The sequence below is a fragment of the Kosmotoga arenicorallina S304 genome (assembly GCF_001636545.1).
In the GTDB taxonomy this organism is placed as follows: domain Bacteria; phylum Thermotogota; class Thermotogae; order Petrotogales; family Kosmotogaceae; genus Kosmotoga_B; species Kosmotoga_B arenicorallina.
This window is the reverse complement of record NZ_JFHK01000003.1, coordinates 139513-164766: the sequence shown is the minus strand read 5'-3', so window position 1 is coordinate 164766 and position 25254 is coordinate 139513. Positions and strand designations below refer to the sequence as shown.

Below are 25254 nucleotides of genomic sequence, written 5' to 3'. Positions count from 1 at the left end.
TGTAAAATTTTCTTGGAGGTGGATAAATGCATTTAATAGCATTCTCAATATTGTCTGTTTTCACCATGGCGCTTTTTTTAATGACTCTCTTTTCTTCACTTGCAGGTGAGTTTTTTCTGTTTCCGGTGTTGCTCTTTTTATCAGTATTGTTAGTATTTTCGATGCAGAAAGAGTTCAAAAACGAACTTAAAAGATTGAAAAACAGCGTGGCATCAAACTCGTTTCCGGTATTGCTGGTGACCGTTGCTGGAGCCCTTTTATCATATATTTTGAATGTCTATCTGGGATTGGGTGCGGTGGTGGCTGCATCTGTCGTAGGGTTAGTGGGGGCATCTCTGGTTAAAAAATACGCTGTGCCAATTTATTGCGGTTCTTTCGTCGGTATGGTTTCTCCGGAAGTGCTCCATGACTTCACACACGTGCTTCTTGCTTCCTTTATAGCCGGTGTCTTGTACATTTTAGCACAGGAAGTTTACAAAGGGGTTGGCGGAAAATTAGGAGCAATAGCCTTTTCAAGCTGGGTACTGCTCTCCATGTTTTCAGATGTTGAACTCATAACGGGGAGCTCAATATCTTTCAGAACGGGTTTATACATATTCATTTACAGTATTGCAGGTGTTTTGCTCACTCATGTGCTCTCTGTAAGACTTGATAGGAATATTGTAGCCTCTTCAAGTGCTGTGAGTTTAATCGCTGGACTGGTATTTCCGGTTGTTTATTCAGATAGTGGTAGCACAATAGCTGCAGCAACAATGTGTGCTTCTTTTGTTGGTATGAGCTCGAAGAAAATATTAAGGCATGAATTCGATGCCTTGTTAAGTGGTGCAATGATGGGAATATTTTTCCTGATGAGTGTAGAACACTTCGGGGGAGCTGGCGGAAAATTGGGAACCATAGCCTTTGGCAGTGCTCTCTCGTTGAAAGGGTTGAGGGATTTTTGGGGAATTTTCAAATGAGCTAGCTTTTCCCTCTCCCGGGTTTTCTGTTAGAATGCTTGATTTCATACATACGATGATCAGCGATTTTTATCAGCTGTTCCAGATTATCTCCGTCATCCGGGAAAGTGGCAATACCAACACTTCCACCGACAGTAACAATGCCATTTTTTAACTTCATGGCCTCACGCAAATTGAACTCGATTCTTTTTTTCGCGACTTTCGCTGCTTCATAATCGGTCTCAGGCAAAACAAAAATGAATTCATCCCCGCCTATTCTTGCCACTACATCACTTTCTCTTAGGGTTTGCTGAAATCTCTTCGCGACTTTTGAAAGCACCTCATCTCCAACATCGTGCCCCATGGTATCGTTGATCACTTTAAAGAAATCGAGATCAATGTAAAGAATGCTCAACGAAGAGTGATTGCGTTTTGAGAGGCTAAGATATGCAGAAGCTTTTTCGAAAAACAACCTTCTGTTAGGCAAGTTTGTAAGAGGATCTCTTCCGGAAAGCCATTCTAGCTGTTCCTTTTGCTTTTTTAGCTCTTCTTCAAGGCGCAGTCTTTCAATCAATACAGAAACCTGCTGGCTTAGCAATTTGGCCATTTCCACTGAGTCGTTATCAAAAGCATCTGAGTGTGAATGGCTATCTAAACCAAAAAAACCAACTATTCTTCCATCTATTTCTATTGGCACTGAAAGCATGGCTTTTATGCTTTCTGTTTTTCCAAATTTATCCAGCACTTCATAACGTTCATTATCAAGTTTTCTATTTGAAGTGAAATTTGTGATGATTTGTATTTCAGAAGTTTCACGCTGCAAGAGCTCATCTGGTTCAAAATATATCTTTTTCAACATGTCCAGATCGTAGTTCACAGCTGCATAAAAACGATAATACCCATCAGGGTCCTTAAGAAGAAGACTTCCAGCTTCAGCTCCAGGCACAATCTCAACAGACCTTTCAAGAAGTAACTGGTATGAGCTTTGAACATCTGAAGCCTTTAGCATTTTGTTAGTGATTTCCAGCAATGAGCGGTTAAAGCTAACGAAGTTCTCCAGCCTTTTTTTGTTCTCTATTTCTTCTGTAACATCTTTTACTACTCCAAGAACCCTCTTTTCATCCATTTTTATGAAGCGAATTTCCAGATACAATTTTTTTGAGGAAATAGTCAACGAAATCGTAAATGCTTTTGTTTTAGAGCCTTTAATGGCTTCTGAAAACCAGTATTCGATCTGCCCAAGCTCTTCTGGTGGGAAACCGATTTCATCGAATTTTTTGTGTAAAAAGCCGTCAAGATCAACGTTATCCTTCTTGAGAGAAGCAGAATATATGTTTAGAATTTTTCCCTGGTTGTCAACAACAGTTATATAATCAGGGAAAGAATCTATGATAGCAGTTTTTTCCTTTGTTACTTCTTCAAGGTTTTTCTGGAGAGATTTACGTTCGGTAATGTCTGAATAAATCGCGAATATTCCGGTCACAATCCCGTTGGTGAATATTGGTACGCTTAGTATGGAAACCCAGAAACTTGACCCATCCTTTCTTTGCCTGACCGCTTCTATTCTTACTTTTTCTCCTTGCATAGCCTTTTCGGTTGCTTTCAAGGCATTTGCCTTTAGTTCAGGAGATTGAATTACTACATCGTCAACATGTTTTCCAAGAATTTCTTTTTCCGAATAGCCAAACATTTCACAGAATGCTTGATTAGCTCTGAGGATCATATTATCGGAATTGCACAGCAATATCCCAAGAGGGTTGTTTTTGAACAACTCCTCAATATAACCGGAGTAATCGAGTTCCTTGTGCATTTAGTTCACTCCTTGTATAAATCAATAGATTAATAATAAAGATTATATCCTGAGTCTTATATCATAAAAAATCATACCAGATTTCGCTGATATCAATCAATATGATTCATATTTGTTAATACATGAGAAATTTTACAAAGGGTTTCGCTAGTCCAAGTAGCCCAATGAAGCTTCAAGCATTTCTTGCAAGTTTCCAGTGAAAAATATAAAAGGGTAAAATGATGGCGATTCTGAGCAAGCTTTTGAAAATGTTCTTCAAGCTTTCCCGTTTAACGTAATCTGTCTTTGTAAGTTCTTCATTTATTGGTGGTTCAAGATTTTCTTCAACTGCTATTCTCGATGAATAATCTACAGGATAAATAAAATCGACCACAGCGCTGGCAAAAGACCAGAGTGCCGTGATCAACATTATTAAAGTTATCATCGATATTGAATAAGCATAAATCTTCTTAATCGGGACATTCATATAATCCCTCCTTCATTTCTATTTTACACCCTGCTTTCAATCATCTCCTTTCATACAGCCTCAAGAAAATCATTTAGAAAGTGCCTTATTCTTTTGTCTTTCGAATGGAAAAATTGCTCCGGTGTTGTGTCATAAAGGATTTTTCCGTCTTCCATATAAACAAGGCGGTTTGCAACATTTTTGGCAAAGGACATCTCGTGTGTTACAACTACCATTGTGATCCCATTGGCAGAAAGCCTTCTGATAACGGACATTACCTCTCCGACAAGCGACGGATCAAGAGCAGAAGTCGGTTCATCGAAGAGGATTAAATCCGGTTCCATGGCAAGAGCGCGTGCAATCCCTACTCTTTGCTGTTGTCCACCAGAAAGCTGTGATGGATAATGGTTAGCCCTGTTGGCCAGATCCACCTCTTCGAGTTTCCTTAGCGCAAATTCCCTGGCCTGGGGCCATTTAAGGCCTTTTACCTTTACCAGGCCAATGGCTACGTTGTCCAGAGCTGTCAAATGCCTTATAAGGTTGAAGCGTTGAAAAACGAATCCTATCTTAGACCTTACGGCACGTAACACCTTTCTATTGAAAACAACCTTTGAATTGTGAAAATACACTTCACCGAAATCAGGAGGGATCAAATAATTCATTATTCTGAGCAAAGTTGTTTTTCCTGCGCCAGATTTACCGATGACCGCTACTACGTCCCCTTTATTAACGGAGAAAGAAACATCTCTTAGAACCTGAGTGTCGCCGAAGCTCTTATAAACATTCTTTAGTTCGAGCACATTCATGGTATCGCAAGCCTCCTTTCAAGATAACGACCGAGAATAGACAAAGTGGAGGTTATAAGTAAGTATATGCCTGCAAGCACAAGGTATGCTTCGAGCGTTGCCAATGTCTGGGTGCCTATTTGCCTTGCCCTCATTGTGATATCGCCGAGTGCTATAACCGAGACAAGGGAGCTGTCTTTCACAAGACTTATAAGCTGACCTATAAGCGGTGGAATCGATATTCTGAAAGCCTGAGGGAGAATTATCGAGCCCATTATCTGGTAATTGTAAAATCCAAGAGCAGCCCCGGCCTCAATTTCGCCGGGCGGGACTGCTTCCATTCCTGCTCTGAAAATTTCAGCCACATAAGCTCCTTCAAACAAGGAAAGTGAAATCACACCTGCTAAAAATCGGTCTATGTTTAGAACTGAACCTATGCCATAGTACACAAGGAGTATGATAACCAGCAGTGGCATATTTCTGAAAAACCACACATATAAAGTTCCAAGCTCATTGAAAAACTCGATACGCGAAACACGCGCAAGAGCAATTAGCATTCCAATGGCAAGTGATAGCCCGAGAGAAAAACCGCTTATTTTGAGTGTCATTAAAATTCCATCAACAAACAACCTGAAATATCTTGCAATCACTGCCCAATTAAAGGGATAAACTTTTGAAAGCGAAAAGTATATAATAGCTGCAATTATTAGAAATATAGAGATGCTAAGGGCTTTTGCAAAATATCTGCGCACAAGAAATCCTCCTTACAATCCTGGTTCGTAATCGACAAACCATTTTTGCTGAAGTTCATCAACGATACCTGATGTTTGCAACCATCGAATATAAGTGTTAATCCAATGTAGCGCCTCAAGATCTCCTCTTCTCACAGCTACCCCGAGGTCTTCTCTCGTCAGGAATTCAGTTCCGGCTGAGAGGACATCGTACTTCTTTGCGACATAACGAGCATAAATAGAATCTATGACCATTATGTCTGCTCTGCCTGATGCAACCTGAAAAGCTGCTTCATCCATGCTGTCAAAAGTCAAAATATTTGCGTTCGGGAATAATCTGCGAGCAGCTTCATCACCAGTTGTACCCAATTGGACGGCGATTCTCAAATCCTGGTCAGCAATATTTGCATAACTTGGTTCCTGAGGAAACTCTCTTGTGTTGTACACTATTACCTGCCCAACTGTTAGGTATGGAATGCTAAAATTCACTCTAAGAGCTCTTTGGGGAGTAATAGTCATTCCAGACCAGATTATGTCAAACTTGCCAGCCATAAGTGCAGGAATAATTCCATCCCAATTGACCACGACAAATTCGAGCTCTACTCCTAAAATATCCGCCATGCGTTGGAGAAGTTCAACTTCAAGCCCTATTCTGTTTCCATCGATATCTGTTCCATAGAGTGGCATATAACCCGCATCTTGGCCAACTCTCAAGACTCCCCTTGACCTGATATCGTCAATTAAGTTTCCGAAAGCCAATCCCGCAAAAATCGCCAATAAAACAACAAGCCAAACTCTCCTCATAAAAACACCTCCTATAATAAAAAACCGGGCGATTTCTCGCCCGGTGATCTCTCTATCTCTTAAGCACGACTAAGCCGTGCTGCCGAGAAATCCCGGGCAACACCCTTTGACGTGCTTCTTTATATTTTTCGTTATGCTAATACCATATCTCATACTGCTCACTCCAAAATGATGTTTTGCTTATCATAGCAAATGAGATGTCCCTATGTCAAGTTACAATGATATTGCATGAGCCCTTACCCTAAGCTGAATGCCATTATAGTCTTATAAGCACTTTTATGGCTCTCTTTAAAAAATCGATGGGTTTTAAGATAGTCTCTTTTGATTTCACGTTATCGTTTTATGCATCCAATAGAAATCTTTTTAGAAGTAACACAGAGATTGTTTTCTTTTTCTTAACATAAAGTGATTTTGGATACCGTAGGCGTGTATGATATTATTAGGAAAACTCATGTGTGGGGAGAAAAATGAAGAAAATGGAAATAATGCGGAAAACAAGCGAGGAAAACTTTGTTATGAATATGTATTGGTATATTTTCGGTCGAAGTCGGCCGTAATGTCGTTTCATTTGAAATGTCATCGGCCGGTAAAGGATACCGGCTTTTTTTATTAATCAGGGAGGTGCTTGCATGAAAAAATTTCTGGTCGTTTTTGTTATCTTATTGAGTGTGCTTTCTCTCGCTACAATCAAGATTGGTGTTGTGTTGCCTATGACTGGTGGCATAGCAGCCTTTGGAAGGATGGTATGGGAAGGTGTGGAAGTTGCTCACGAACTTTTCCCGGATGTCAATGGCGAAACCATAGAACTCACGATCTTCGACAATAGAAGTGACAAAATTGAGGCAGCCAATGCTGTGAGAAGGGCAATAGATGTTGGAAATGTCAGTGCTATACTGGGTGAAGTCGCAAGTTCTTATAGCCTTGCGGGCGGAGCAGTAGCTGAAGAAAAGAAAACCCCGATGGTAACACCTTCTTCGACAAACCCCCTTGTAACTTCTGGTAAGAAGTACGTTTCAAGGGTCTGCTTTATCGACCCATTCCAGGGCTGGGCCGCAGCTGTTCTGGCATTTGAGAACCTCGGCGTAAGGAATGTGGCCATTTTCATGGATGTTGAGCAAGATTATGCTGTCGGCCTTGCCAATTTCTTTATGCAAACTTTCCAGGAACTTGGTGGTCAGGTATTTTTTGAATATTACAAAAGCGGCGACCAGGATTTCACAGCACAAATTTCGGATGCCATGCTGACAGGAGCAGAAGCGTTATTCATTCCCGGTTACTATCAAGAAATAGCCCTAATAGCGATTCAGGCAAGGCAGCTTGGATTCTTTGGACCTCTTATAACTGGTGATGGTGCTGACGCTCCTGAAACGATTTCCATTGGTGGAGATGCTGTAAACGGTCTATATTTCACCACTCATTACCATCCTGATAGCCCTGCTGTAACTGAAAATGCCAAGCTATTTCTCGAAAGGTACACAGAGAAATTCAATAAGATTCCCGCAGCACTAAGTGCCCTGGGTTTTGATGCCTACATGGTAATCCGAGATGCCATCATGCGCGCAGGCAGTGCTGACAGAGAAGCAATTGCACAAGCTATAAGGAGTACAACCAATTTCCCCGGAGCGACAGGAATAATCAACATTGATAATGAAGGAAATGCTGTAAAATCAGTTGCCATTGTAAAAATTGAAGACGGTCAATTCAAGTACGAAACAACAATAAATCCACGATAAGGCGGGGGGATCGCTCCCCCGCTTTTTGATTCTCAAAGAGTTCTGAGATGACCGGAGGTGACCTGCTTGAACCTTTACACATTTCTTCAGAATTTGATAAACGGCTTAAGCCTTGGTTCGCTATATGCGCTCATCGCCATTGGATATACCATGGTATATGGAATACTGAGATTGATAAACTTTGCACATGGTGATGTATTTATGATGGCGGTATATTTTGCTTTTTTCCTCGTGACGTTAGGCAAAGTGCCCTGGCTAATTTCCTTTGTTATAGCAATTCTGGCAGCCGCTCTTCTTGGTTTTACAATAGACAGGGTAGCTTATAAGCCTATAAGAAATGCTCCCAGAATTTCTGCCCTGATAACAGCCATCGGTGTTTCGTTTTTCCTTGAAAGCTTTGCGGTAGTGGTCTTCTCTGGCATTCCTCGTTCATTCAGGAATATTTATCCCAAATTCCTCAACAACATGTTGATTTTAGGTGGCCATGAAGAGGTTAAATATGGTCGAAATGTTATTGTTGGAGGATTAAGGATACCTATTGTGTCATTTGTAATCCTTGCTGTTACGGCAATTGCTCTGGTTATATTGTGGTGGATCATCTATAAAACGAAGATAGGCATGGCTATGAGAGCAGTTTCAGTAGATATTCCAACAACTTCTCTTATGGGAGTAAATGTTGATAGGGTAATAGGCTTTACTTTTGCTCTTGGTTCAGCTCTAGCAGCTATTGGTGGCTTATTATGGGCAACGAGATATCCGCAGTTATGGCCATATATGGGTTTCATGCCCGGCTTGAAAGCCTTCATAGCGGCTGTTTTTGGTGGGATTGGTTCAATTCAGGGAGCTGTGGTTGGCGGATTTCTTTTAGGATTAACCGAAATAATGCTCGTGGGTTTCTTTCCAAAAATGGCTGGTTATCGTGATGCTTTCGCTTTTCTAATTCTGATACTAATTCTTTCCATAAAGCCAGAAGGCTTACTTGGAAAAAGATCAGTTGTGAAGGTGTGATGGCCATGAAGCTATCTAATAGGACTAACTTAATATTGACAATAGCTCTTGTCTTCTTCGTTTGGTTGCTTTTGTTCTTTGCTGAAGGTCGTATGAACACTTACATGGTGAGAATTGTATCTCTTATCGGTATATATGGGATAATGGCCGTTAGTCTGACCCTAATAAACGGAATTACCGGGATATTCTCTCTCGGGCATTCAGGCTTTATAGCACTTGGTGCCTATACTTCTGCATTATTAACTATGTCAATTCATCAAAAGGAAATTACGTTCATACTTGATAAAGTAGCCTGGCCGTTCAATTCAGTACAGCTTTCATTCCTACCAGCTACAATTATCGGTGGTATTGTCGCGGCGGTATTTTCATTTCTCATAGGTTGGCCTTCATTAAGGCTTTCTGGTGACTACCTTGCAATAGCTACCCTTGGATTTAGCGAAATAATAAGGATACTCGCTTTGAATTTACGTTCGATAACAAATGGCGCCCTCGGCTTAAAAGGCATTCCCCAGTACACAAACGTCTGGTGGTCATGGAGCTGGCTATTGATAACCGTGATTTTCATTGGAAGCCTGGTTAATAGCAGTTTTGGAAGAGCCTTAAAAGCTATCAGAGAGGATAGAGTAGCTGCTGCTTCAATGGGAATAAACGTTTTTAAACACCAGTTACTTGGTTTTGTCATCGGAGGCTTTTTTGCCGGAATTTCGGGTTCTCTTTACGCCCACTGGCTTACGACAATTGACCCACGAACAACATCAATAGGCGTTATGCTTACTTTTAATGTTTTGATAATGATAGTGATTGGAGGTCTCGGAAGCATTTCAGGGGCGATAATAGGTGCGGGACTTTTTGCGGTGCTTACTGAATGGCTTCGTTTCCTTGAGGAACCAATGAAAATATTCTCCTTTGAGTTCTCTGGTATTGCCGGGCTCAGGATGCTTGTTTTTTCAGCCATCTTTGTTATAGTAATGATTTTCTGGCCCAGAGGTATTATGGGAAGAAAAGAGTTAACCTGGAACGCCATCTATTCCTGGTTTAGACGCGGGAAGGGTGAGAGCTATGAATGAAATTCTGAAGCTTGACCACGTTACGATGCAGTTTGGAGGGCTTATTGCTGTAAATGATTTCGATAACTGTGTAAAAGAAGGGGAAATTCTCGGTCTTATAGGTCCGAATGGTGCTGGAAAAACCACAGTTTTTAATGTTATTACCGGTGTTTATTATCCAACAAAAGGCAAAGTGCTCTTTGACGGACTTGATATTACCCCTTTAAAGCCTCATCATATAACACATATAGGAATTTCGAGAACTTTTCAAAACATAAGGCTTTTTCAGGATATGACCGTGCTTGAAAATGTTATGGTTGCACAGCACCACGAAATAGCAACAAAGGATGCAGAAAAATACCTTGTAAAGTTGGGGAAAAACAAATATGGAGCAAACAGCTTATGGTTCTGGAAAAGCGTTCTTAAGCTTGGGTATATAAGCAGAGAAAGAGAAATGATGGATAAAGCCTTAAACATACTTGACAAGCTGGGACTAAAAAAGCTGGCCTATGAAAAAGCTGGTTCGCTTCCATACGGTGAACAAAGGTTGCTGGAAATTGCCAGGGCTCTTGCGACTGATGCAAAGCTTCTGCTTCTTGACGAACCAGCTGCTGGAATGAACCCCTCTGAAAGCCAGCAGCTAGTCCAGCTTATAAAGTGGATAAGAGATGAGTTCCAGGTCACCATTTTCCTTATTGAACATGATATGAAAGTTGTCATGGGACTTTGTGAGAGGATACTTGTAATGGATTATGGAGTACTTATTGCAGAAGGTACCCCGGATGAAATTCAAAAGAATGAAAAAGTTATCGAAGCTTATCTCGGGGAGGAGTGGTCTAATGTCGCAGAATGACAACGCAATCTTGAAAATTGAAGGATTGAAAGTCAACTACGGTGCAATAAAAGCGATCAAGGGCATCGACCTCCAGGTTCCAGAAGGCAAAATAGTCACTATGATAGGTGCCAACGGAGCTGGAAAAACCACTACCCTTTCTGCCATAAGTGGCCTTGTTAGGTCTTCTGAGGGAAAAATCTTTTTTCAGGGTAAAGATATAACAAACCTCAATCCTCACTTAATCAACAAAATGGGTATATCTCTTGTGCCAGAAGGAAGACGCGTTTTTGCGAACCTCACAGTGAGAGAAAACCTGATGATGGGGGCTTATAACAGAAAAGATTCTGAGGTTGAAAAAGATCTTGAATGGGTTTTTGAACTCTTTCCAAGATTGAAGGAAAGAATAAATCAACTTGCAAGCACTCTTTCCGGTGGAGAGCAGCAGATGCTTGCAGTAAGCCGTGCACTCATGTCCAGACCAAAACTCATGATGATGGACGAACCATCTCTCGGGCTTGCTCCTTTGCTTGTCAAAGAGGTTTTTTCTGTTATTCGGAAGATCAACAGCGAAGGCACAACCATTTTGCTTATCGAGCAGGATGCAGCTGTGGCATTGAAAACATCGCATTATGGTTATGTCCTTGAGACAGGAACAATTACCATTCATGGACCATCTGAAGAACTTATCAAGAATGACGAAGTCAGAAAAGCATATCTGGGGTTGTAAAACAATTAAATCCGGCCATCTGGCCGGATTTTTTAACTCGTAGTAAGCTTTCCAAAGAGGGGAACGGCAAGTGAAAATGTGATAACTGAAAAAACCAGCAAAATTGCCACATCACCTGATATGTTTTGGAAAGTTCCACCTAATACCATCACTTTTCTAAGAGCTTCAGCTGCATAAGTAAGAGGGAAGAACCTGGATATGGATTGCATGAATGAAGGCATTTGATTCACTGGAAAAAATACTCCTGATAGGAACATCATGGGAAACATAAGTGTCGTGAGTATCATCTGGCTTGTTTCCTGGTCTGGCGCTCCTGCCGTTATGATAATTCCAACCCCGATAAAACTCATGATACCCAACACAAGAACAAAAAGGGCAAGTAATATGGATCCCTGTACCGTGGCCCCGAATAGAAATATTGCAATGAGTAGGATGATTATAGCCTGCAATATTCCCCTGATTCCCTGTGCGAGAGTTTTTCCGAGTACAATTGCATAACGCGGAATAGGTGTTGTGAGTATTCCGTCCAATGTTCCACGCTCCTTTTCGGTGGTAATCGCTGCAGCAAGGCCATTTACTACACTCATTATTGCCACCATTGCCATAATACCAGGAGCCATGAAACTATAATAATTGAATTCTCCACCACCCGGGTTTTCCATTTCCAGCGTGAATTTATCATTCATGCTTCCTATTGAACCACCGATACTGGCTGTAATTCCTTGCGCTGCTGCCATAGCCATCTGGGGGTTTGATGGGCTTGGAATAAGCCTTACTTTTATCGCCTGCTTTCTAAGCATGGCAGTAAGAAACCCTTCAGGAATTACCATGGCTACATCAGCTTTTTCGTCCAGAAGAAGTTTCCTTAATTCCTCTTCACTGTCCACAAAGATGAAGTTTTCGACCTCTTTATTTTCCATCATTTTTCTGAAGCCGTTATCAAGAGAGTATACCGCTACTTTAACATTAGTTCCCGATTGCATTTTTGGGAATATGTAACCGGTCATAAGCATCATGAATATTGGCATAATTAGAAAAGCAAAAATGGCAATTCTGCTTCTGAAGAAATATTTTAGATCTTTGAAAGCTATTTTCAATGCATATTTCATTAGTGCATCATCCCCTTTGCAAAGCGTGGTTTTTTCACTGCCTGGTCTCTCATTTCATGACCGGTAAGCTTGATAAAAACATCTTCAAGTGTTGGTTCAACAGTCTTTATTTCTCTTATGTTCAGAGAGTGTTTTGAAAGAAAGTCTGTGATAAATACCACAGGATTTTCGCAGCTCATGATAATCCTGATTTCTTCTGAGGATCTGTTTAAAACCTTCTTAATACAATCGAAAGCCTTTAATTTATCTATTAAATTTGAAGTCATATTGGGGATTTCTATATCAAGGATTTCATCATCAGATTCTTTCAACATGCGCTTTAGATTTTTCGGTGTATCCAAAGCCACTATTTTCCCGTGATCTATAATCGCTATCCTGTCTGAAAGCATATCCGCTTCAGTCATTATATGAGTGGTCAGAATTACTGTGCGGCCTTCATTGTTCATCTGCTTGATGAATTCTCTGATAGTCCTTGTTGTTTGAGGATCCAAACCCAGAGTAGGTTCATCGAGAAAGATTATTTTGGGGTCATGCAAAAGCGCTCGAATTACATTGATTCTCTGACGCATACCTGTTGAAAATTTGCCAACCATCGTATCTTTCCACTTTAACATATCCACCTTTTCAAGAAGCTCCAGGCAGCGTTTTTTTGCACTTTTATTATCCAGGCCGTTGAGTTCCGCAAAGAACATGAGATTTTCGAGCGCAGTCAACCTGTCATACAATATGGTCTTCTCGGAAACAAGCCCTATTTTTTTTCTAACTTCTGATGGTTCCTTCAAAATATCATGATTCGCTACTTTTGCTGTGCCTGATGTCGGTCTCGTCAAAGTCGTCAACATTCTTATGGTTGTTGATTTACCAGCACCATTTGGACCTAAAAAACCAAAGATTTCTCCCTCTTTGACATCGAAAGAAACGTTATCAACTGCAAGAACTTCCTTGAATCTTTTTGACAAACCGTTAACTTCAATGATGCCCATTTTCTTTCACCTCGTCTTTCGTGCTCTCCAGAGTATCAATTAACGCTTTTAATTGTGTTATCAACCTTTCTATGCTCTTTTTGCTTTTCCAGTTAGTTTCTTTGAAAATTCCCATCGTTTTGAATAAAGCTTTCCTTATTACAAAAGGAACATTACCGTGTTTTAAGCCATCGAGAGAAAAGATCTCTGGGTTGCTTTCACCCATGAGTTCTGAAATAGAATGTGATAGGTCTATGTAGTTGTTTATCAATTCAGCCCGTTTGCTTTCAAACTCCTTGTGAGCTTTAAGACCATATTTTGTTGGGAAGTACAGCTTTCGCTTCCCTTCGATTTCGAAGCGTAGGTAACCCTTTGAAACAAGGTCGCTCAAAATCGGGTATATGGAACCCGGCGAAGGCTTATAGCCCATTTTTTCCTCGATCAGTTCCATTATGCGATATCCATGAATGGGATGCTCTTTCACTACAATGTTAAATATCGCCACATTCAAAAAGCCTTTGTGCATATATATCGCCTCCGATATATCGGTTATGATATATAATAACTCTTCTTTATTCACGAGTCAACCAGTTATAGAATTTGTTTCATCTGAAAAACTACATTGCAAAGAAAATGACATAATTCAAAATCCCGCCTAATCAACACATTCGAGCGGATAATCAATGAAGCGCAGTAGAAAAAAGGCACCTCATCGGTGCCTTTTAATTCTGTGGCAATTTATCTTAAGGGGGTAATTCATAATATTTGACGCGTATTTTGCAAAAAAGTTCACATGAATTCTTTTACCTGGAATTTTGTGATATATGTATTCATATCAGTGAATTCCTGATAGCTGAGTTCCCACAGGTTTAATTCTATTTTCACGTTGGGCATTTTATCGAGAAATTCCAGTAATTTGAGTTTCTCTTCGTATTGTGGTTCTTTTGGGAGAAAGTAGCCAAGGCTGAGGTGGGGTTTTAAGGGTTTGTTCAATTTCACAGCTTTTTGGAACAATGAAAACAAATTCATCAGAATTCTGAAATCCTTTTCGGACTCAGGAGCGAAAAGTACGGCAATCCCAATGGGTGGTCCCATAAAACCGATAGATTTCAAATGGATTTTACCCTGGTCGGGGTACTTGTTGAGATAAAAGGCAAGCTCACCGAAGATTTTTTGACAAAGGATGCCCGTCTCTTTAATTAACCTTTCCAGCTTACCCGCTTCCTCAATATCGATTTCATTATTCAGGTCATGCAATGTGATATGGAAGTATTCAGGTTTCAAAGGAGTTGCCAGCGCTTTTTGGCCTTTTTGGTAAAGCTTCTCCTGTATATTCTCAAATATTTCACTGGATTTGACGGGAAATACAGTTGTATCACCTTTGAAAGGAATATATTTTCCTTTGGAATTCACTTTTTTTGTCAGGTTAGGTGTTATATGCCATGATGCTAAGTTTCGCAAGAAATTATCTGTGGAATTTTTTTCGTTCATAAGATAACTCAAATAATCCTGATAATCTAAAGGGGCTTCGTTGAACTGCACATTTTTCAACAGATCCATGAGCAACATCCTTTCATACAGACTGTCTTTCAACGATTTTTGGAGTCAAAATGATCCTTTGTGGGGATTTCTTTTTAGAGTGCATCATTTCTATTAAGAGATTTACAGCTTTTTCTGAGAATTTTTCAACATTCTGATCAATAGAAGTTAGTGGTGGGTACATATACTCGCTGGAAGGCAGATTATCGATACCCAGAACAGCAACATTCTCAGGAATTTTTAATGCTTTTTCACGGATTGCCCTGTAAGCTCCGAGTGCTTTATCGTCGCCAGAAATGAAAAAGGAGTCAACAACCGCTCTTTCGAGAAGTATATGAGTCATTTTATACACTTCTTTTATAGTGGATAATCCATAATAGATACTGTGAGCGGTGTTATGTTTCTTACAGGCATCTTCAAAACCTTTTGCCCTTTCACGATTGACGTTGAAAACTTTCGGTCCGAGAAAAAGGACTATATTTTTGTATCCTTTTTTTATAAGGTATTCAGCGCCAATATAGCCTACAAGGTAATTATCGAGATCGACAAAAGCTGTATCGTTGAAGTCTTTGTCTTTTCCAATTATCACAAAAGGAATGTTGTTGGCTCTCAGATAATTGACCCGACAGTCGTTGGATATGACATCGAACATTATCGCTCCATCTGCAAGACCGCTTTTTAATAGATGAAACCCATCAGCATCGTTGTTAATCATCTCTTCACCTGAAGAAGGGGAAATGATAACTTTATAGCCCCTTTCCTTTAATTTGACCATGAAACTTTTGAGCATAAGGTCATGCCATTCATTCCAGTATTTACCTCTTCTTCTGTCAATAAAAAGTATCACAGTCCTGGTTTCGCTATTCCTTAGCGCTTTTGCGAGTAGATTGACACTGTAATTGTGCTCCTCAATAACCCGCAAAATCTTCCTGCGGGTTTCTTCTCTAACGTTGGGTTCGTTGTTTATAACCCTGGAAACCGTTTTGATTGAGTAACCGGTGAGTTTTGCAATGTCTGTAATGGTGACTTTTTTCATCCGAACCACCTTCTATTGACAACATTGTCATTTAGAACCATATTATTATAGTATAAATTAAAAAAACTATGAAATCTTATAATATTCAAACTGAGCCAATAACAGGCTATAAAAGCATCTGTTCTAAGATATTCGCAAATTATGGCCTATAATTCTATTTGTATTAACGGGTTTATAGTAGTAAGCTTATTCTGTACCATATGTGACAACGTTGTCTTTAACTATCTTTTAAAAGGAGGGGTACGGATGAAAAAGCTTCTTCTCGTTCTTATGCTTGTTGCCATTGCGGCTTTCGCGTTTGGTAAGGAAACGTTGGTTGTCGTATCAAGGCTCTGGACACCACCATCAGAAAAGGAATTTGTTATCAATGAAATCATCAAGCCTTTTGAAGAAATGTATGGTGTCGAAGTAAAGTTCTCCACCCTTGATGACCAGAAAATGCTTGAGCAGGTAAAGTTGCAGCAGGAAACAGGCAACATCACAACTGATGTTGTTATTGCTTATGCGGCAAACATGCCTCAGTGGGTTGACAATGGTTATGTTGTTGATCTCACCGATGTAGTTTCTCAGTGGACAGACAGGCATTTTTCCAAAGGTCTCGATTCTATGACCATTTTTGACGGCAAAAGATACTTCCTTCCTATTGGAGCCGATGTTTATCTCTTTATTGCCAATAAAAAGGCTCTTCCATACCTTCCCGAAGGCGCAGATATTCAGGATCTTACCTGGGAACAGGTAGCAGAATGGGCCAATGCAATCGCTTTGGGTGAAGGTGAAGGAAAATTCGTTGTTACTGGCGTTCCCAAGAAATCTTTCATTTACCAGGCAGGAGCAATATGTCTATCCTATGGTGCCGATTGGCCGAACCTTGACAATCCAGGTGCCATGGCCGCTTTCTATCTCTTGAGCAAAATGGCTGATGCTTTCCCGCCAGCTGTTATGACTTACGACGATTCAAGGCCACCGCTGAAAAGAGGAGAAGGTTGGCTCGCAGCAGCCCATAACGCAAGAATTGGAGAAGTTTACAAAAACGACCCGACAAACTTCGTTATCGCTCCAGTTCCAAAAGGTCCTGCTGGAAGAGGTTCAGTTGCTGGAACCAGTGGGCTTGCTATCGTTAAAGGAACAAAGCACTACGATCTCGCTGTTAAATTCCTCGAGTACATCACCAGACCCGATATCATGCTGAAGGTTAGCAAGGGTACCGGAGGCTTCATTCCAACTGTTGAAGAAGCTATCAACTACCTTGGAGACACTGTTGAAGACGAAGTCATTAAGAAATCCATCATGGTCATGAAGACCGGAGTACTGTCCTACATTGCTCCTAAATGGACAGACTGGGGCCAGGTAAAGCTCGTATATGACGACATTTTCAAGAACATGATCATGAATGGTATTTTTGATCCTGAATACCTTGAAATCATGCAACTCAAAATTGACGCTCTCAGGAAGTAATAAAGCATTTGCTTTTCAAAAGGGGGGCTTATGTCCCCCCCTTATTTTGAATGAATTCTGATTAGGTGGTGATGGTTATCACGGCGACGAAGTTCAAAAGGTACATCCCCTACCTTTTGATAACCCCAACGATTATTTATTACGCTGTTTTTTGGTTAAGGCCAGTTCTTGCGGCTGTTTTTTACAGTTTTCAAGAGGAAGGCAGCACTGCCTTTACGTTAGCTAATTACAAAGCTATATTCAGTGACCCTTACTTTCTAAAAGCGATTATCAACACAGGGATTTTCGTTGCTATTTCCGTAACTTTAGAGTTTATAGTAGCTATGGGATTGGCATTGCTTATCAACAAGAAGTTTCGAGGAGCTGGCTTATTTCTTTCACTGGCTTTAATACCGATGGCTTTACCTGCAACTGCTGTCGGAGCCATGTGGTCAAGTGGTTTTGCTACCTATGGATGGATGAACAGCTTGCTTTACAAACTTGGTTTGATAGCTGCTGATGGAAAGATTCCTTTCCTCGCTGGTAACGAATTTCAATCTTTGATGCTTGTCATTATAATCGACGCATGGCAAGTCATCCCTTTCATGATGGTCATTTTGCTTGCGGGTCTGCAAGGAATTCCAAAAGAATCGATTGAAGCAGGCTACATATTTGGTGGGAATAAACCCACTGTTTTAAGGAAGATAACAATGCCTATGTTGAAATCCAGCATTCAGACTGCCCTTATACTAAGGATAATCTCCGCAATTCAAGTTTGGCTTATCATTGTTATGATTTATGGTTATAGGAGGATTCCCGTTTTACTTGAAGAAGTCGTATTCTATAAAGAGGAGCTTTTAGGCTTCTATAGAATTGCACTCGCGTACTCAGTTATAGTCGCGATTGTCGTTTCAATTGTCGCAGTACTCTATTTGAAGGTTTCAGGCGCCTTCAAAAAGGAGGAAGCTTAATGGCGAGAAAAAGTGGTAAGAAAATAATCTCAAGCACTGTTTTTTATATATTTGTCGTGGGAATAGCCATGGTTATAATATTTCCGATTTACTTTCTCGTTTCAATATCTTTCATGTCAGATCAGGAAGCTTATGACTGGCCAATAGCTCTAGCTCCGGCTTTTTCAAACACTTTCTTACTTCAAGAGTCCGATGATATTCCAGGAGGATATCTCATAAGCGTTTACAGTAGATCGAAAAAGGATTTCTCTATGATCTTTGATTCTGATGACCTGGATAAGATGATTGAATTTGTAAATAGAAAAACCAGCAGTAGAATCCCAAGAGATTTGCTTGAAGAAAAGATACAGGAACTCAAAGAGGTAACAGCGCAGAACGAAGCAAAAATCACCGAGTTGAAAGATCAGTTGAAGAAAGAAAATCTCAACATAAATAAATTAAACAGAGATATTGTTAAAGCCAAACAGAAGCTAAAACTCATAAATCCGGAAGACGAAACTTTTAGAGAAATCCGCGAAAATCTTGAAAGACAGCTTGAAACAAAGACTCAGGAGAAAGCTCTGGCAGAAGAGAGAATTGTTCAGGTTCAAAAGGAACTGCGAGAAATTGGCGGAGTTACTTTCAAAGTCCGCAAAAATATCTTTGCCAGTTACATAACATTTTTCAAGGTCACTTCTGACTCAGTTGGAGCTTTAATAAGAAGTATTCAGGTTGCATTGTTGACAGTCCTGATTTCACTCTCCATTGGAGGCATGGCCGGATATGCCTTTGCAAGATATGTCTTTAAAGGCAAGAACATGTTAAAGCTTAGCGTGCTCTTTGTGAGGATGTTCCCCGGAATTGCCATAGCTATGCCTATGGTTATAATACTTGCTCAGATGGGCTTCTACGATAAACCAATAGGTCTGTCCCTTGTCTACTCTGTTGGTCAAATAGGAATGACCACATGGATTACAGCGAGCATTTTCATGGGAATTTCAGTGGAGCTTGAAGAGGCCGCTCAGGTTTTTGGCACTTCACGCTGGGGAGCTTTCTTTAAAGTTACTCTTCCTCTAGCACTTCCAGGATTAGCAGCCAGTGCAATGTATGCCTTTATAGGTAGTTGGTCCGAAACTGCCCAAGCCATTGTCTTGACACAGTTCAACCCCACTTTCCCCGTTGTTATATATCAAACTCTTGTCGGGACAAAAGGCATGATAAATCTTGTTGCTGCAGGGGGTGTTACTCTTGCTTTCCCTGCCGTGCTTTTCACCATGATAATAAGAAGATATATCCTCCAAATGTGGGGCGGAGTAAGAGTATAAACCAAAGAAAATTGTGAAAAGGAGCTGAGTGTATGGCAACACTTGAACTTATAAATCTTTCCAAAAGATATGGCAAAAGCGTTTGGGGCGCAAAGGATGTAAACCTGAAAGTGAATGACAAGGAATTCATAGTCTTCCTTGGCCCTTCGGGTTGTGGCAAAACAACCACCCTGAGAATGATAGCAGGACTTGAAGAGGTCACGGAGGGAAAGGTTCTCATAGACGGAGAAGATATCACCGATATGCCGCCGAGAAAAAGAAACGTCTCTATGGTTTTCCAAAGTTATGCTGTGTGGCCTCACATGACCGTTTATGATAACATCGCTTTTGCCCTTAAATTGAAGAAAATGGAGAAGTCAACAATTGATAAGATAGTAAGAGAAGTCGCGGAATTGGTAAACATCGGGGAGTATCTCGAAAGATTTCCACGTCAGCTTTCAGGTGGCCAAAGGCAAAGGGTTGCTCTTGCAAGGGCAATAGCGGTGAAACCCAAGCTCTTTTTGATGGATGAACCCCTTTCAAATCTTGATGCAAAGCTCAGGGTACGCATGCGGACAGAGTTAAAGGCAATACATCATAAAACCGAAGCCACAACCATCTTTGTTACTCATGATCAGTCAGAAGCCATGAGTATGGCAGATAGAATTGTTGTTATGAAAGATGGGAAGATCGTTCAAATAGGTACGCCAGATGAAGTGTATTTTGATAGTGCCAATATTTTTGTTGCAGGGTTTATAGGCACACCGCCAACGAACTTCCTTGAAATGGAAATACACCGTGATAAAGGGGAAACCTTTCTTGTGAACCCGCTTTTCAGGTTTAAGTTAACCGACAAGTTGCTTCCATATCTGAAAAATTACAACAAAGATAAATTGATAATGGGTGTAAGGCCTGAAAGCATCCAGATCAATAGCGACAACGAAACAGTTTTCAAAGAAAAGGTTCTTGTAGTTGAACCTCAGGGATCACATCAGATTGTCGCTGTTGAATTGAATGGAAAAATAATGAAGATAGTGGCACCATCTTTCCCGAAATATTCACCCGATGAAAACATCGATATTTCGTTCGATGAGAAGAGAGTTATGTTTTTTGATATTGAAACTGAAGAAAGACTTAGGATTGACTAACTTAGTTGAAGGAGAGTTGTCCAGATGAATATCGGTCTTGCTCATTTTAGAGTTGGTGAAACTGATGGTGTTTCTCTAGAGATGGAGAAATGGAGAAAAGTTTTGGAGAAAATGGGACACAAAGTTTTTTTCATCTCCGGCACGCCTAATTATGGCGAGATCTACATCCCTGAGATGAATTTTCACAGCGAAAGGTTCAAGAGAATAGAATACAACGCTTATAGGGAATTGAGAGATTACAGCAGTGAAGAAGAATTCAAAAAGGACATATTAAAAGAAGCCAAAATCATTGAAGAAAAGCTTACTGACGCGGTTAAAAGAAACAGTATTGATGTTCTTGTTCCAAATAACATATTTTCATTGGGAGTGGCACTGCCAGTAGCGATTGCCTTTGCAAGGGTTATAAGGAATCTTGGATTGAAAGCCATAGCACACAACCATGATTTTTACTGGGAAAGGGAGGTTCTTAGCAAACCGACTTGCGATTTTGTAAAGGAGTGCCTTGAAGAATACTATCCGCCAAAGGACGAAAACGTAAAGCAGGTAGTAATTAACGAAATTGCAAGGAAAGAGCTTTTTGTTAGAAAAGGTCTTAGATCAACAGTAGTTCCAAATGTGTTTGACTTTGAACAACCACTGTGGAAATCTGATGATTTCAATTATGATTTAAGAGAAAAACTGGGTATTTCAACCAATGATATAGTGTTTTTACAGGCTACCCGGGTTACCGACAGAAAAGCTATAGAATTAGCGATAGAAGTAGTTGGCGAAGTAAGTAGAAGGCGAAACGAGCTTTATGGAACCCTTTATGATGGCAGGAAGTTTACCTCTGATGATCGTATTGTAATGCTCATGCCCGGGCTTATTGAGACCGCTACAAACTACGATAATTTCCTCAGAGAAGTTGCCGCAGCAGAGGGTGTGGAAGTTGTATGGTGCAATCAAATGATGGGTGCAGAAAGGCAAAACACGGAAGGCCAAAAGATGTATTCGCTCTGGGATATGTATGTGATTGCAGATATGATAACCTATCCCAGTATTCTTGAAGGCTGGGGCAATCAATTTCTCGAGGCCCTTTTTTCAAAAAAGAACATGATTGTTTTTGAATATCCAGTGTACTTGACTGACATAAAACCACTGGGTTTTGAAGTAATAAGCCTTGGGGAAAAGTACTCTGAAAGAAGTGGTACGGGATATGTTGAAATTCCAAGAGAAAAGATTGTAAAGGCCGCAAAGGAAACAATAGAGCTGTTAAAGAACAAAGAAGAGTATAGCCGCAGAGCTGAAAAAAACTTCTCAATAGGGCAACAACACCTCTCCTATAAAACGCTTGAAGAAAAACTCAGGCAAATTATCTCAAGCTTTAATTCATAAGGGGCGCAAGCCCCTTTTCTTATCATCTATGTAATATTTAATTTCAAAAGCCCTTGAGAGAATTTCAGAAAAAATTCTCAGTAATTTTATATCGCCTTCCTGCCATGGAATGTCCCTATCTACATCATCCAGTCCCACAAAACCCGCAAGTTCTTTTCCAGCAAAGACAGGAAGAACGATTAGAGATTTTATGTTTTGAGCTTGAAGTATTTCCCTTTCAGCAGAAGCTTCCTCGGGCAATTTTGCCACTTCTTCGATATTGAGGATTTTTCCGGATTTTAATTTGCGCATCCACCATGGAAACATATCAACAGGAAGATTTTGAAGTCTTTCTTTTTCGGGTTTTATTCCTTTGGCACACCATTCATGAGTATTGGATATACTGTTTCTTTCTTCATCAAAGAGAAAGAGGTAAGCTCTATCAGCTCCGGTAAAGGTTCCGATTGCTGCAAGGGCTCTATTTATAGAATTATCGAAATCGAATAATCCTACAAACATTGAGGAAATTTTACTAATAAGGCTCTCAAAATCTATTCGCCATTGCAGTTCACTTAAAAGTTTTGTTATCTTGCTCCTATCTTTTCCAATGAATACTCCAAAATTTCTCTCGCTGTGTTTTATGAAACTGATAGAACCTAAAAGTGACAGATAAGAACCAGAGAATGCAGTTAATTCACAGTTGAACCTTTCTTCTTTTCGAACTTTGATATCTGTCGGAATATCTTCTGCAAGATCGTAAAAACTTTTATTTAGCAAATCTTCTAAAGAGTATCCGAGCAATTCCACAGCCATTTTGTTTGCGTATACAATTTGCCCGGGACTGTCCATAGAATCAATTAGAAAAATTATGACAATCTCATCAATCAGATCGAGCAAGTTAAGATGAACTCCGGAGATAAACCGCCCGATTAGCAATTCATCTTTGTTAGTGCCTTCGTGGAACATACTGATTACCTCCGTTATTTTCTTCTAATTGTTTATTTTAACACAAGATGTCTCTAAAATGACGAAAGTGTTCAGCTGAAAAGATTTCTGAGACTTGCATTATCTAACCTGTTTATCAAAATCTTCATGAAACAAGTTTTGATAATACTTTTGATAGGCTAACACAAAGCTTTAAATGTCAACTTTTTCGTTATAGGGTAATTCATTTGAGGTTTTTGGTAAAGTTTTTGATTTTAATCGCAGAATATGTTATCATATTTACGAATTAGAATTATTCTATATATTAACAAAAAAAGGAGGTTTTTTATGGAAGCGAGGATACCTTTAATTGGCGAAAATTTTCCTGAATTAGAAGTTCAAACAACCCAGGGAGTCATGAAACTCCCGGATGTTTTCAAAGGTAAGTGGTTCATCCTGTTCAGTCACCCGGCGGATTTTACACCGGTATGCACCACGGAATTTGTTGCTTTCCAAAAACGCTACGAAGAATTCAAAACACTTAATACAGAACTTATAGGTCTTAGTATTGACCAAGTATTCTCCCATATAAAATGGATTGAATGGATCAAAGATAATCTCAAAGTGGAAATCAAATTTCCTGTAATTGCTGATGACACCGGAAAAGTTGCTTCAAAACTTGGCCTTATTCATCCTGGAAAAGGGACAAATACTGTTAGGGCGGTTTTTATAGTTGATCCTGAAAGCACAATCCGTGCCATGCTGTATTATCCTCAGGAACTTGGTAGAAACATGGATGAATTTTTGAGAATGATCAAAGGTTTCCAGATTGCTGATAGGGAAGGCGTAGCAGTCCCCGCAAATTGGCCCAACAATGAACTTGTTGGCGATGAAGTTATTGTCCCACCCGCAAGTGATGTGGCAACTGCTGAAAAGAGAAAAAAAGAGTATCAATGTTTTGACTGGTGGTTCTGCCATAAAAAACTGTGAATGCCAAAAAAGCGGGGCAGAAGCCCCGCTTTAATTATTTTTGTTCTCCTTTTTTAGCGCTTCATATCTTCTAATAAAATTCTCTATGTTTGTTTTCAATGCATAGACACTTTCCATGGCATCTTCAAGAAAAGAGAACCCCTCTTCGGTGATCTTGTAAACCTTTCTTGCCGGGCCTCCCTCGCTCATATCCCAATCCGTAGCCACCAATCCCCCCATTTCTAGGGTTGATAATATTCTATAAAGGCTCCCCATCTGACCAATTCCCGGAATCATAACGCCAAAATCCTTCAACCTTGCAGATAGTTCATAACCGTGAGATGGTTTTTCTGCAATGAGTAATAGTAAATACAGTTCAAGCCATCGCCTGCCAAAAGCACCGGCACCTCTTCCAAATCCACGCAAAAAGTTACACCTCCACTATTTTTATTCTTCTCAAGTAAAGTATACCCGAAAATATGAAAAAGCTTGAAAGTGAAAATACTATTTTGAATCCTATGAAATCAATAATGGCTCCCATAATAAGGGGCAAAATAGAGGTAACGACGTTGAACGCTCCTGAAATACCAGTATAAAGCGCTCTATTTTCATCATTGGAAATTTCAATAAGTAACCCTTCAAACCCCATTTTCCTTGCGCTTAAGGTAACCCCTGTTAAAAGGAAGATCAGGGCATAAAAATTATCTCCGACATTTGATAAAAATAAGGAAAGGATGGGAATCGTACCGCCGAAAAGAGCACAAGCATATAACAATTTTTTAAATCCCTTGTGTTGCAGGTAACTTCCCCAGAAAAACCCGGCAATGAGTATACCAATCATTTGGAGAAAGAGAAAGTTGCCCACGTTTTCACCACTAAGACCATAAGTTTCCTTTGCTAAAAGCACGTAAAAAGGAATGAGTATAAGTCCAAAACCGGTTAGATTTGAAAATACGATGTAGTTGCGCAGATTGCCGTCTTTTTTCAAAGTTGAAGGAATGTTTTTCAGTATTTTCCAGAAGCCCGGATAGGAAATTATCTTCGCAGGTGATTCATAAATTAGCCAGAAACCCATGGAGCCAAGGGCTAAAGAAATGGCAGCTACGAAAAACATCATTGAGTAATTGTCTGGATACGGAACCTCGCTCACAACCATTCTCGCAAGAAAGCCACCACCAAATGAAAGTATACTGCCAACAATTTGCCTGAAAGCCATAAATTTTCTTCTGCTTTTTCCGGCAATGGATTTACCCAACAGGTCTGTATAACAAATACCCGCGAAAACGCCGCTAAAGGAGAAAACGGAGATAACCAGGAAAATCATTAAAAGAAGAACGCTACCTGTTAAACTGCTTTTCAACATAAAGCCCATAAAAGCCAGAGCAAAAATTCTTAGATATATTCCAAATAACAAAAATGGCTTCTTTTTAGGGCGTGCCATAAGAAGACCAGCAAATACTATTTGCACAAGTAAAGGGATTCCTGTTGTAATAGCTGTAATTAGTCCGATTGAAAAACTATTCCCGCCGGCTTTTAACACAAGAGATGGCAAGACGGTGTTTACTTCAACAAAAGCCATTGTTAGAGCAAGAAAGGATGCATGCCAGACGAAAGCAATGAAATGTCTTTTTTCTCTCACAATCCACCTCAGTAAGAAATTAGATATT

25 protein-coding genes are annotated in these 25254 nt (G+C 40.0%); 12 read left to right on the top strand and 13 right to left on the bottom strand.

The window, feature by feature from the left end:
• Positions 1–26 precede the first annotated feature (26 nt).
• A complete protein-coding gene (locus AT15_RS02415; RefSeq protein ID WP_068345992.1) occupies positions 27–956 on the top strand; it encodes a hypothetical protein in 930 nt (309 codons plus the stop codon).
• A gap of 1 nt (position 957) precedes the next feature.
• On the opposite strand, the gene AT15_RS02410 is transcribed toward AT15_RS02415, so the two are convergent.
• From AT15_RS02410 to AT15_RS02390, 5 genes are all read right to left on the bottom strand, one after another.
• A complete protein-coding gene (locus AT15_RS02410) occupies positions 958–2745 on the bottom strand; it encodes a sensor domain-containing diguanylate cyclase (protein ID WP_068345991.1) in 1788 nt (595 codons plus the stop codon).
• A gap of 172 nt (positions 2746–2917) precedes the next feature.
• Positions 2918–3211 (bottom strand): hypothetical protein, encoded by a 294-nt coding sequence (locus AT15_RS02405; RefSeq protein WP_068345989.1) that lies wholly within the window; start codon positions 3209–3211, stop codon positions 2918–2920.
• Between the two features lie 50 nt (positions 3212–3261).
• Positions 3262–3990, bottom strand: coding sequence for an amino acid ABC transporter ATP-binding protein (locus tag AT15_RS02400; protein WP_068346065.1), 729 nt, complete (start codon positions 3988–3990; stop codon positions 3262–3264).
• A 2-nt stretch (positions 3991–3992) separates the two neighbouring features.
• Positions 3993–4727 carry an amino acid ABC transporter permease gene (locus tag AT15_RS02395; RefSeq protein ID WP_068345986.1) on the bottom strand — a complete coding sequence of 245 codons (735 nt, stop codon included), beginning with the start codon at positions 4725–4727 and terminating at the stop codon, positions 3993–3995.
• A 12-nt stretch (positions 4728–4739) separates the two neighbouring features.
• A complete protein-coding gene (locus AT15_RS02390; protein ID WP_068345984.1) occupies positions 4740–5510 on the bottom strand; it encodes a transporter substrate-binding domain-containing protein in 771 nt (256 codons plus the stop codon).
• A 629-nt stretch (positions 5511–6139) separates the two neighbouring features.
• Between AT15_RS02390 and AT15_RS02385 the strand changes: the two genes are divergently transcribed.
• The 5 genes from AT15_RS02385 to AT15_RS02365 all read left to right on the top strand — a co-directional run bounded on the left by AT15_RS02385 (position 6140) and on the right by AT15_RS02365 (position 10859).
• Positions 6140–7243, top strand: a complete 1104-nt coding sequence (locus AT15_RS02385; RefSeq protein WP_068345982.1) for an ABC transporter substrate-binding protein — start codon at positions 6140–6142, stop codon at positions 7241–7243.
• A gap of 66 nt (positions 7244–7309) precedes the next feature.
• Complete coding sequence (locus AT15_RS02380) at positions 7310–8251, top strand: branched-chain amino acid ABC transporter permease (protein ID WP_068345981.1); 942 nt, start codon at positions 7310–7312, stop codon at positions 8249–8251.
• A complete protein-coding gene (locus AT15_RS02375) occupies positions 8251–9318 on the top strand; it encodes a branched-chain amino acid ABC transporter permease (protein WP_068345979.1) in 1068 nt (355 codons plus the stop codon). Before AT15_RS02380 ends, AT15_RS02375 begins: the two co-directional genes overlap by 1 nt.
• Entirely contained in the window at positions 9311–10150 is an 840-nt protein-coding gene (locus AT15_RS02370) for an ABC transporter ATP-binding protein (protein ID WP_068345978.1), read from the top strand. The genes AT15_RS02375 and AT15_RS02370 overlap by 8 nt, the downstream gene beginning before the upstream one ends.
• A complete protein-coding gene (locus tag AT15_RS02365) occupies positions 10137–10859 on the top strand; it encodes an ABC transporter ATP-binding protein (protein WP_068345977.1) in 723 nt (240 codons plus the stop codon). The genes AT15_RS02370 and AT15_RS02365 overlap by 14 nt, the downstream gene beginning before the upstream one ends.
• 32 nt (positions 10860–10891) lie before the next feature.
• Here the strand turns inward: AT15_RS02365 and AT15_RS02360 are convergent, their stop codons facing one another.
• From AT15_RS02360 to AT15_RS02340, 5 genes are all read right to left on the bottom strand, one after another.
• Entirely contained in the window at positions 10892–11968 is a 1077-nt protein-coding gene (locus tag AT15_RS02360) for an ABC transporter permease (RefSeq protein ID WP_068345976.1), read from the bottom strand.
• Positions 11968–12951 (bottom strand): ABC transporter ATP-binding protein, encoded by a 984-nt coding sequence (locus AT15_RS02355; protein ID WP_068345975.1) that lies wholly within the window; start codon positions 12949–12951, stop codon positions 11968–11970. The genes AT15_RS02360 and AT15_RS02355 overlap by 1 nt, the downstream gene beginning before the upstream one ends.
• Positions 12938–13456: a PadR family transcriptional regulator gene (locus AT15_RS02350; RefSeq protein WP_068345974.1), complete on the bottom strand. Its 519-nt coding sequence runs from the start codon at positions 13454–13456 to the stop codon at positions 12938–12940. The genes AT15_RS02355 and AT15_RS02350 overlap by 14 nt, the downstream gene beginning before the upstream one ends.
• A gap of 263 nt (positions 13457–13719) precedes the next feature.
• Complete coding sequence (locus AT15_RS02345) at positions 13720–14490, bottom strand: hypothetical protein (protein ID WP_068345973.1); 771 nt, start codon at positions 14488–14490, stop codon at positions 13720–13722.
• A 13-nt stretch (positions 14491–14503) separates the two neighbouring features.
• Positions 14504–15505, bottom strand: coding sequence for a LacI family DNA-binding transcriptional regulator (locus AT15_RS02340; protein ID WP_068345971.1), 1002 nt, complete (start codon positions 15503–15505; stop codon positions 14504–14506).
• 246 nt (positions 15506–15751) lie between these two features.
• On the opposite strand from AT15_RS02340, the gene AT15_RS02335 reads away from it, so the two are divergent.
• The 5 genes from AT15_RS02335 to AT15_RS02315 all read left to right on the top strand — a co-directional run bounded on the left by AT15_RS02335 (position 15752) and on the right by AT15_RS02315 (position 21715).
• Complete coding sequence (locus tag AT15_RS02335) at positions 15752–16960, top strand: ABC transporter substrate-binding protein (RefSeq protein ID WP_068345970.1); 1209 nt, start codon at positions 15752–15754, stop codon at positions 16958–16960.
• Between the two features lie 71 nt (positions 16961–17031).
• Positions 17032–17910, top strand: coding sequence for a carbohydrate ABC transporter permease (locus AT15_RS02330; RefSeq protein WP_201029926.1), 879 nt, complete (start codon positions 17032–17034; stop codon positions 17908–17910).
• Positions 17910–19214, top strand: coding sequence for a carbohydrate ABC transporter permease (locus tag AT15_RS02325; RefSeq protein ID WP_068345968.1), 1305 nt, complete (start codon positions 17910–17912; stop codon positions 19212–19214). Before AT15_RS02330 ends, AT15_RS02325 begins: the two co-directional genes overlap by 1 nt.
• A 32-nt stretch (positions 19215–19246) precedes the next feature.
• Positions 19247–20341 carry an ABC transporter ATP-binding protein gene (locus AT15_RS02320; RefSeq protein WP_068345966.1) on the top strand — a complete coding sequence of 365 codons (1095 nt, stop codon included), beginning with the start codon at positions 19247–19249 and terminating at the stop codon, positions 20339–20341.
• Between the two features lie 24 nt (positions 20342–20365).
• On the top strand, positions 20366–21715 hold the full coding sequence (locus tag AT15_RS02315; protein WP_068345964.1) for a glycosyltransferase family 4 protein: 1350 nt from the start codon (positions 20366–20368) through the stop codon (positions 21713–21715).
• Here the strand turns inward: AT15_RS02315 and AT15_RS02310 are convergent.
• Positions 21710–22660 carry a GAF domain-containing protein gene (locus AT15_RS02310; protein WP_068345962.1) on the bottom strand — a complete coding sequence of 317 codons (951 nt, stop codon included), beginning with the start codon at positions 22658–22660 and terminating at the stop codon, positions 21710–21712. The genes AT15_RS02315 and AT15_RS02310 overlap by 6 nt on opposite strands.
• 306 nt (positions 22661–22966) lie before the next feature.
• Between AT15_RS02310 and AT15_RS02305 the strand changes: the two genes are divergently transcribed.
• On the top strand, positions 22967–23608 hold the full coding sequence (locus AT15_RS02305; protein ID WP_068345960.1) for a peroxiredoxin: 642 nt from the start codon (positions 22967–22969) through the stop codon (positions 23606–23608).
• Positions 23609–23638: 30 nt separating this feature from the next.
• Here the strand turns inward: AT15_RS02305 and AT15_RS02300 are convergent, their stop codons facing one another.
• On the bottom strand, positions 23639–24013 hold the full coding sequence (locus tag AT15_RS02300) for a PadR family transcriptional regulator (RefSeq protein ID WP_068345959.1): 375 nt from the start codon (positions 24011–24013) through the stop codon (positions 23639–23641).
• A 4-nt stretch (positions 24014–24017) separates the two neighbouring features.
• Positions 24018–25226: an MFS transporter gene (locus AT15_RS02295; RefSeq protein WP_235598480.1), complete on the bottom strand. Its 1209-nt coding sequence runs from the start codon at positions 25224–25226 to the stop codon at positions 24018–24020.
• Positions 25227–25254: the final 28 nt, after the last annotated feature.

Bases quoted from the DNA above. Each gene is read 5' to 3' on its own strand.
- AT15_RS02360 (WP_068345976.1), bottom strand. From the start codon at position 11,968: ATGAAATATGCATTGAAAATAGCTTTCAAAGATCTAAAATATTTCTTC.
- AT15_RS02330 (WP_201029926.1), top strand. From the start codon at position 17,032: ATGGTTATCACGGCGACGAAGTTCAAAAGGTACATCCCCTACCTTTTG.
- AT15_RS02305 (WP_068345960.1), top strand. From the start codon at position 22,967: ATGGAAGCGAGGATACCTTTAATTGGCGAAAATTTTCCTGAATTAGAA.
- AT15_RS02345 (WP_068345973.1), bottom strand. From the start codon at position 14,490: ATGGATCTGTTGAAAAATGTGCAGTTCAACGAAGCCCCTTTAGATTAT.
- AT15_RS02390 (WP_068345984.1), bottom strand. From the start codon at position 5,510: ATGAGGAGAGTTTGGCTTGTTGTTTTATTGGCGATTTTTGCGGGATTG.
- AT15_RS02340 (WP_068345971.1), bottom strand. From the start codon at position 15,505: ATGAAAAAAGTCACCATTACAGACATTGCAAAACTCACCGGTTACTCA.
- AT15_RS02385 (WP_068345982.1), top strand. From the start codon at position 6,140: ATGAAAAAATTTCTGGTCGTTTTTGTTATCTTATTGAGTGTGCTTTCT.
- AT15_RS02410 (WP_068345991.1), bottom strand. From the start codon at position 2,745: ATGCACAAGGAACTCGATTACTCCGGTTATATTGAGGAGTTGTTCAAA.
- AT15_RS02375 (WP_068345979.1), top strand. From the start codon at position 8,251: ATGGCCATGAAGCTATCTAATAGGACTAACTTAATATTGACAATAGCT.
- AT15_RS02365 (WP_068345977.1), top strand. From the start codon at position 10,137: ATGTCGCAGAATGACAACGCAATCTTGAAAATTGAAGGATTGAAAGTC.
- AT15_RS02325 (WP_068345968.1), top strand. From the start codon at position 17,910: ATGGCGAGAAAAAGTGGTAAGAAAATAATCTCAAGCACTGTTTTTTAT.
- AT15_RS02335 (WP_068345970.1), top strand. From the start codon at position 15,752: ATGAAAAAGCTTCTTCTCGTTCTTATGCTTGTTGCCATTGCGGCTTTC.
- AT15_RS02415 (WP_068345992.1), top strand. From the start codon at position 27: ATGCATTTAATAGCATTCTCAATATTGTCTGTTTTCACCATGGCGCTT.
- AT15_RS02320 (WP_068345966.1), top strand. From the start codon at position 19,247: ATGGCAACACTTGAACTTATAAATCTTTCCAAAAGATATGGCAAAAGC.
- AT15_RS02405 (WP_068345989.1), bottom strand. From the start codon at position 3,211: ATGAATGTCCCGATTAAGAAGATTTATGCTTATTCAATATCGATGATA.
- AT15_RS02315 (WP_068345964.1), top strand. From the start codon at position 20,366: ATGAATATCGGTCTTGCTCATTTTAGAGTTGGTGAAACTGATGGTGTT.
- AT15_RS02350 (WP_068345974.1), bottom strand. From the start codon at position 13,456: ATGCACAAAGGCTTTTTGAATGTGGCGATATTTAACATTGTAGTGAAA.
- AT15_RS02370 (WP_068345978.1), top strand. From the start codon at position 9,311: ATGAATGAAATTCTGAAGCTTGACCACGTTACGATGCAGTTTGGAGGG.
- AT15_RS02355 (WP_068345975.1), bottom strand. From the start codon at position 12,951: ATGGGCATCATTGAAGTTAACGGTTTGTCAAAAAGATTCAAGGAAGTT.
- AT15_RS02310 (WP_068345962.1), bottom strand. From the start codon at position 22,660: ATGTTCCACGAAGGCACTAACAAAGATGAATTGCTAATCGGGCGGTTT.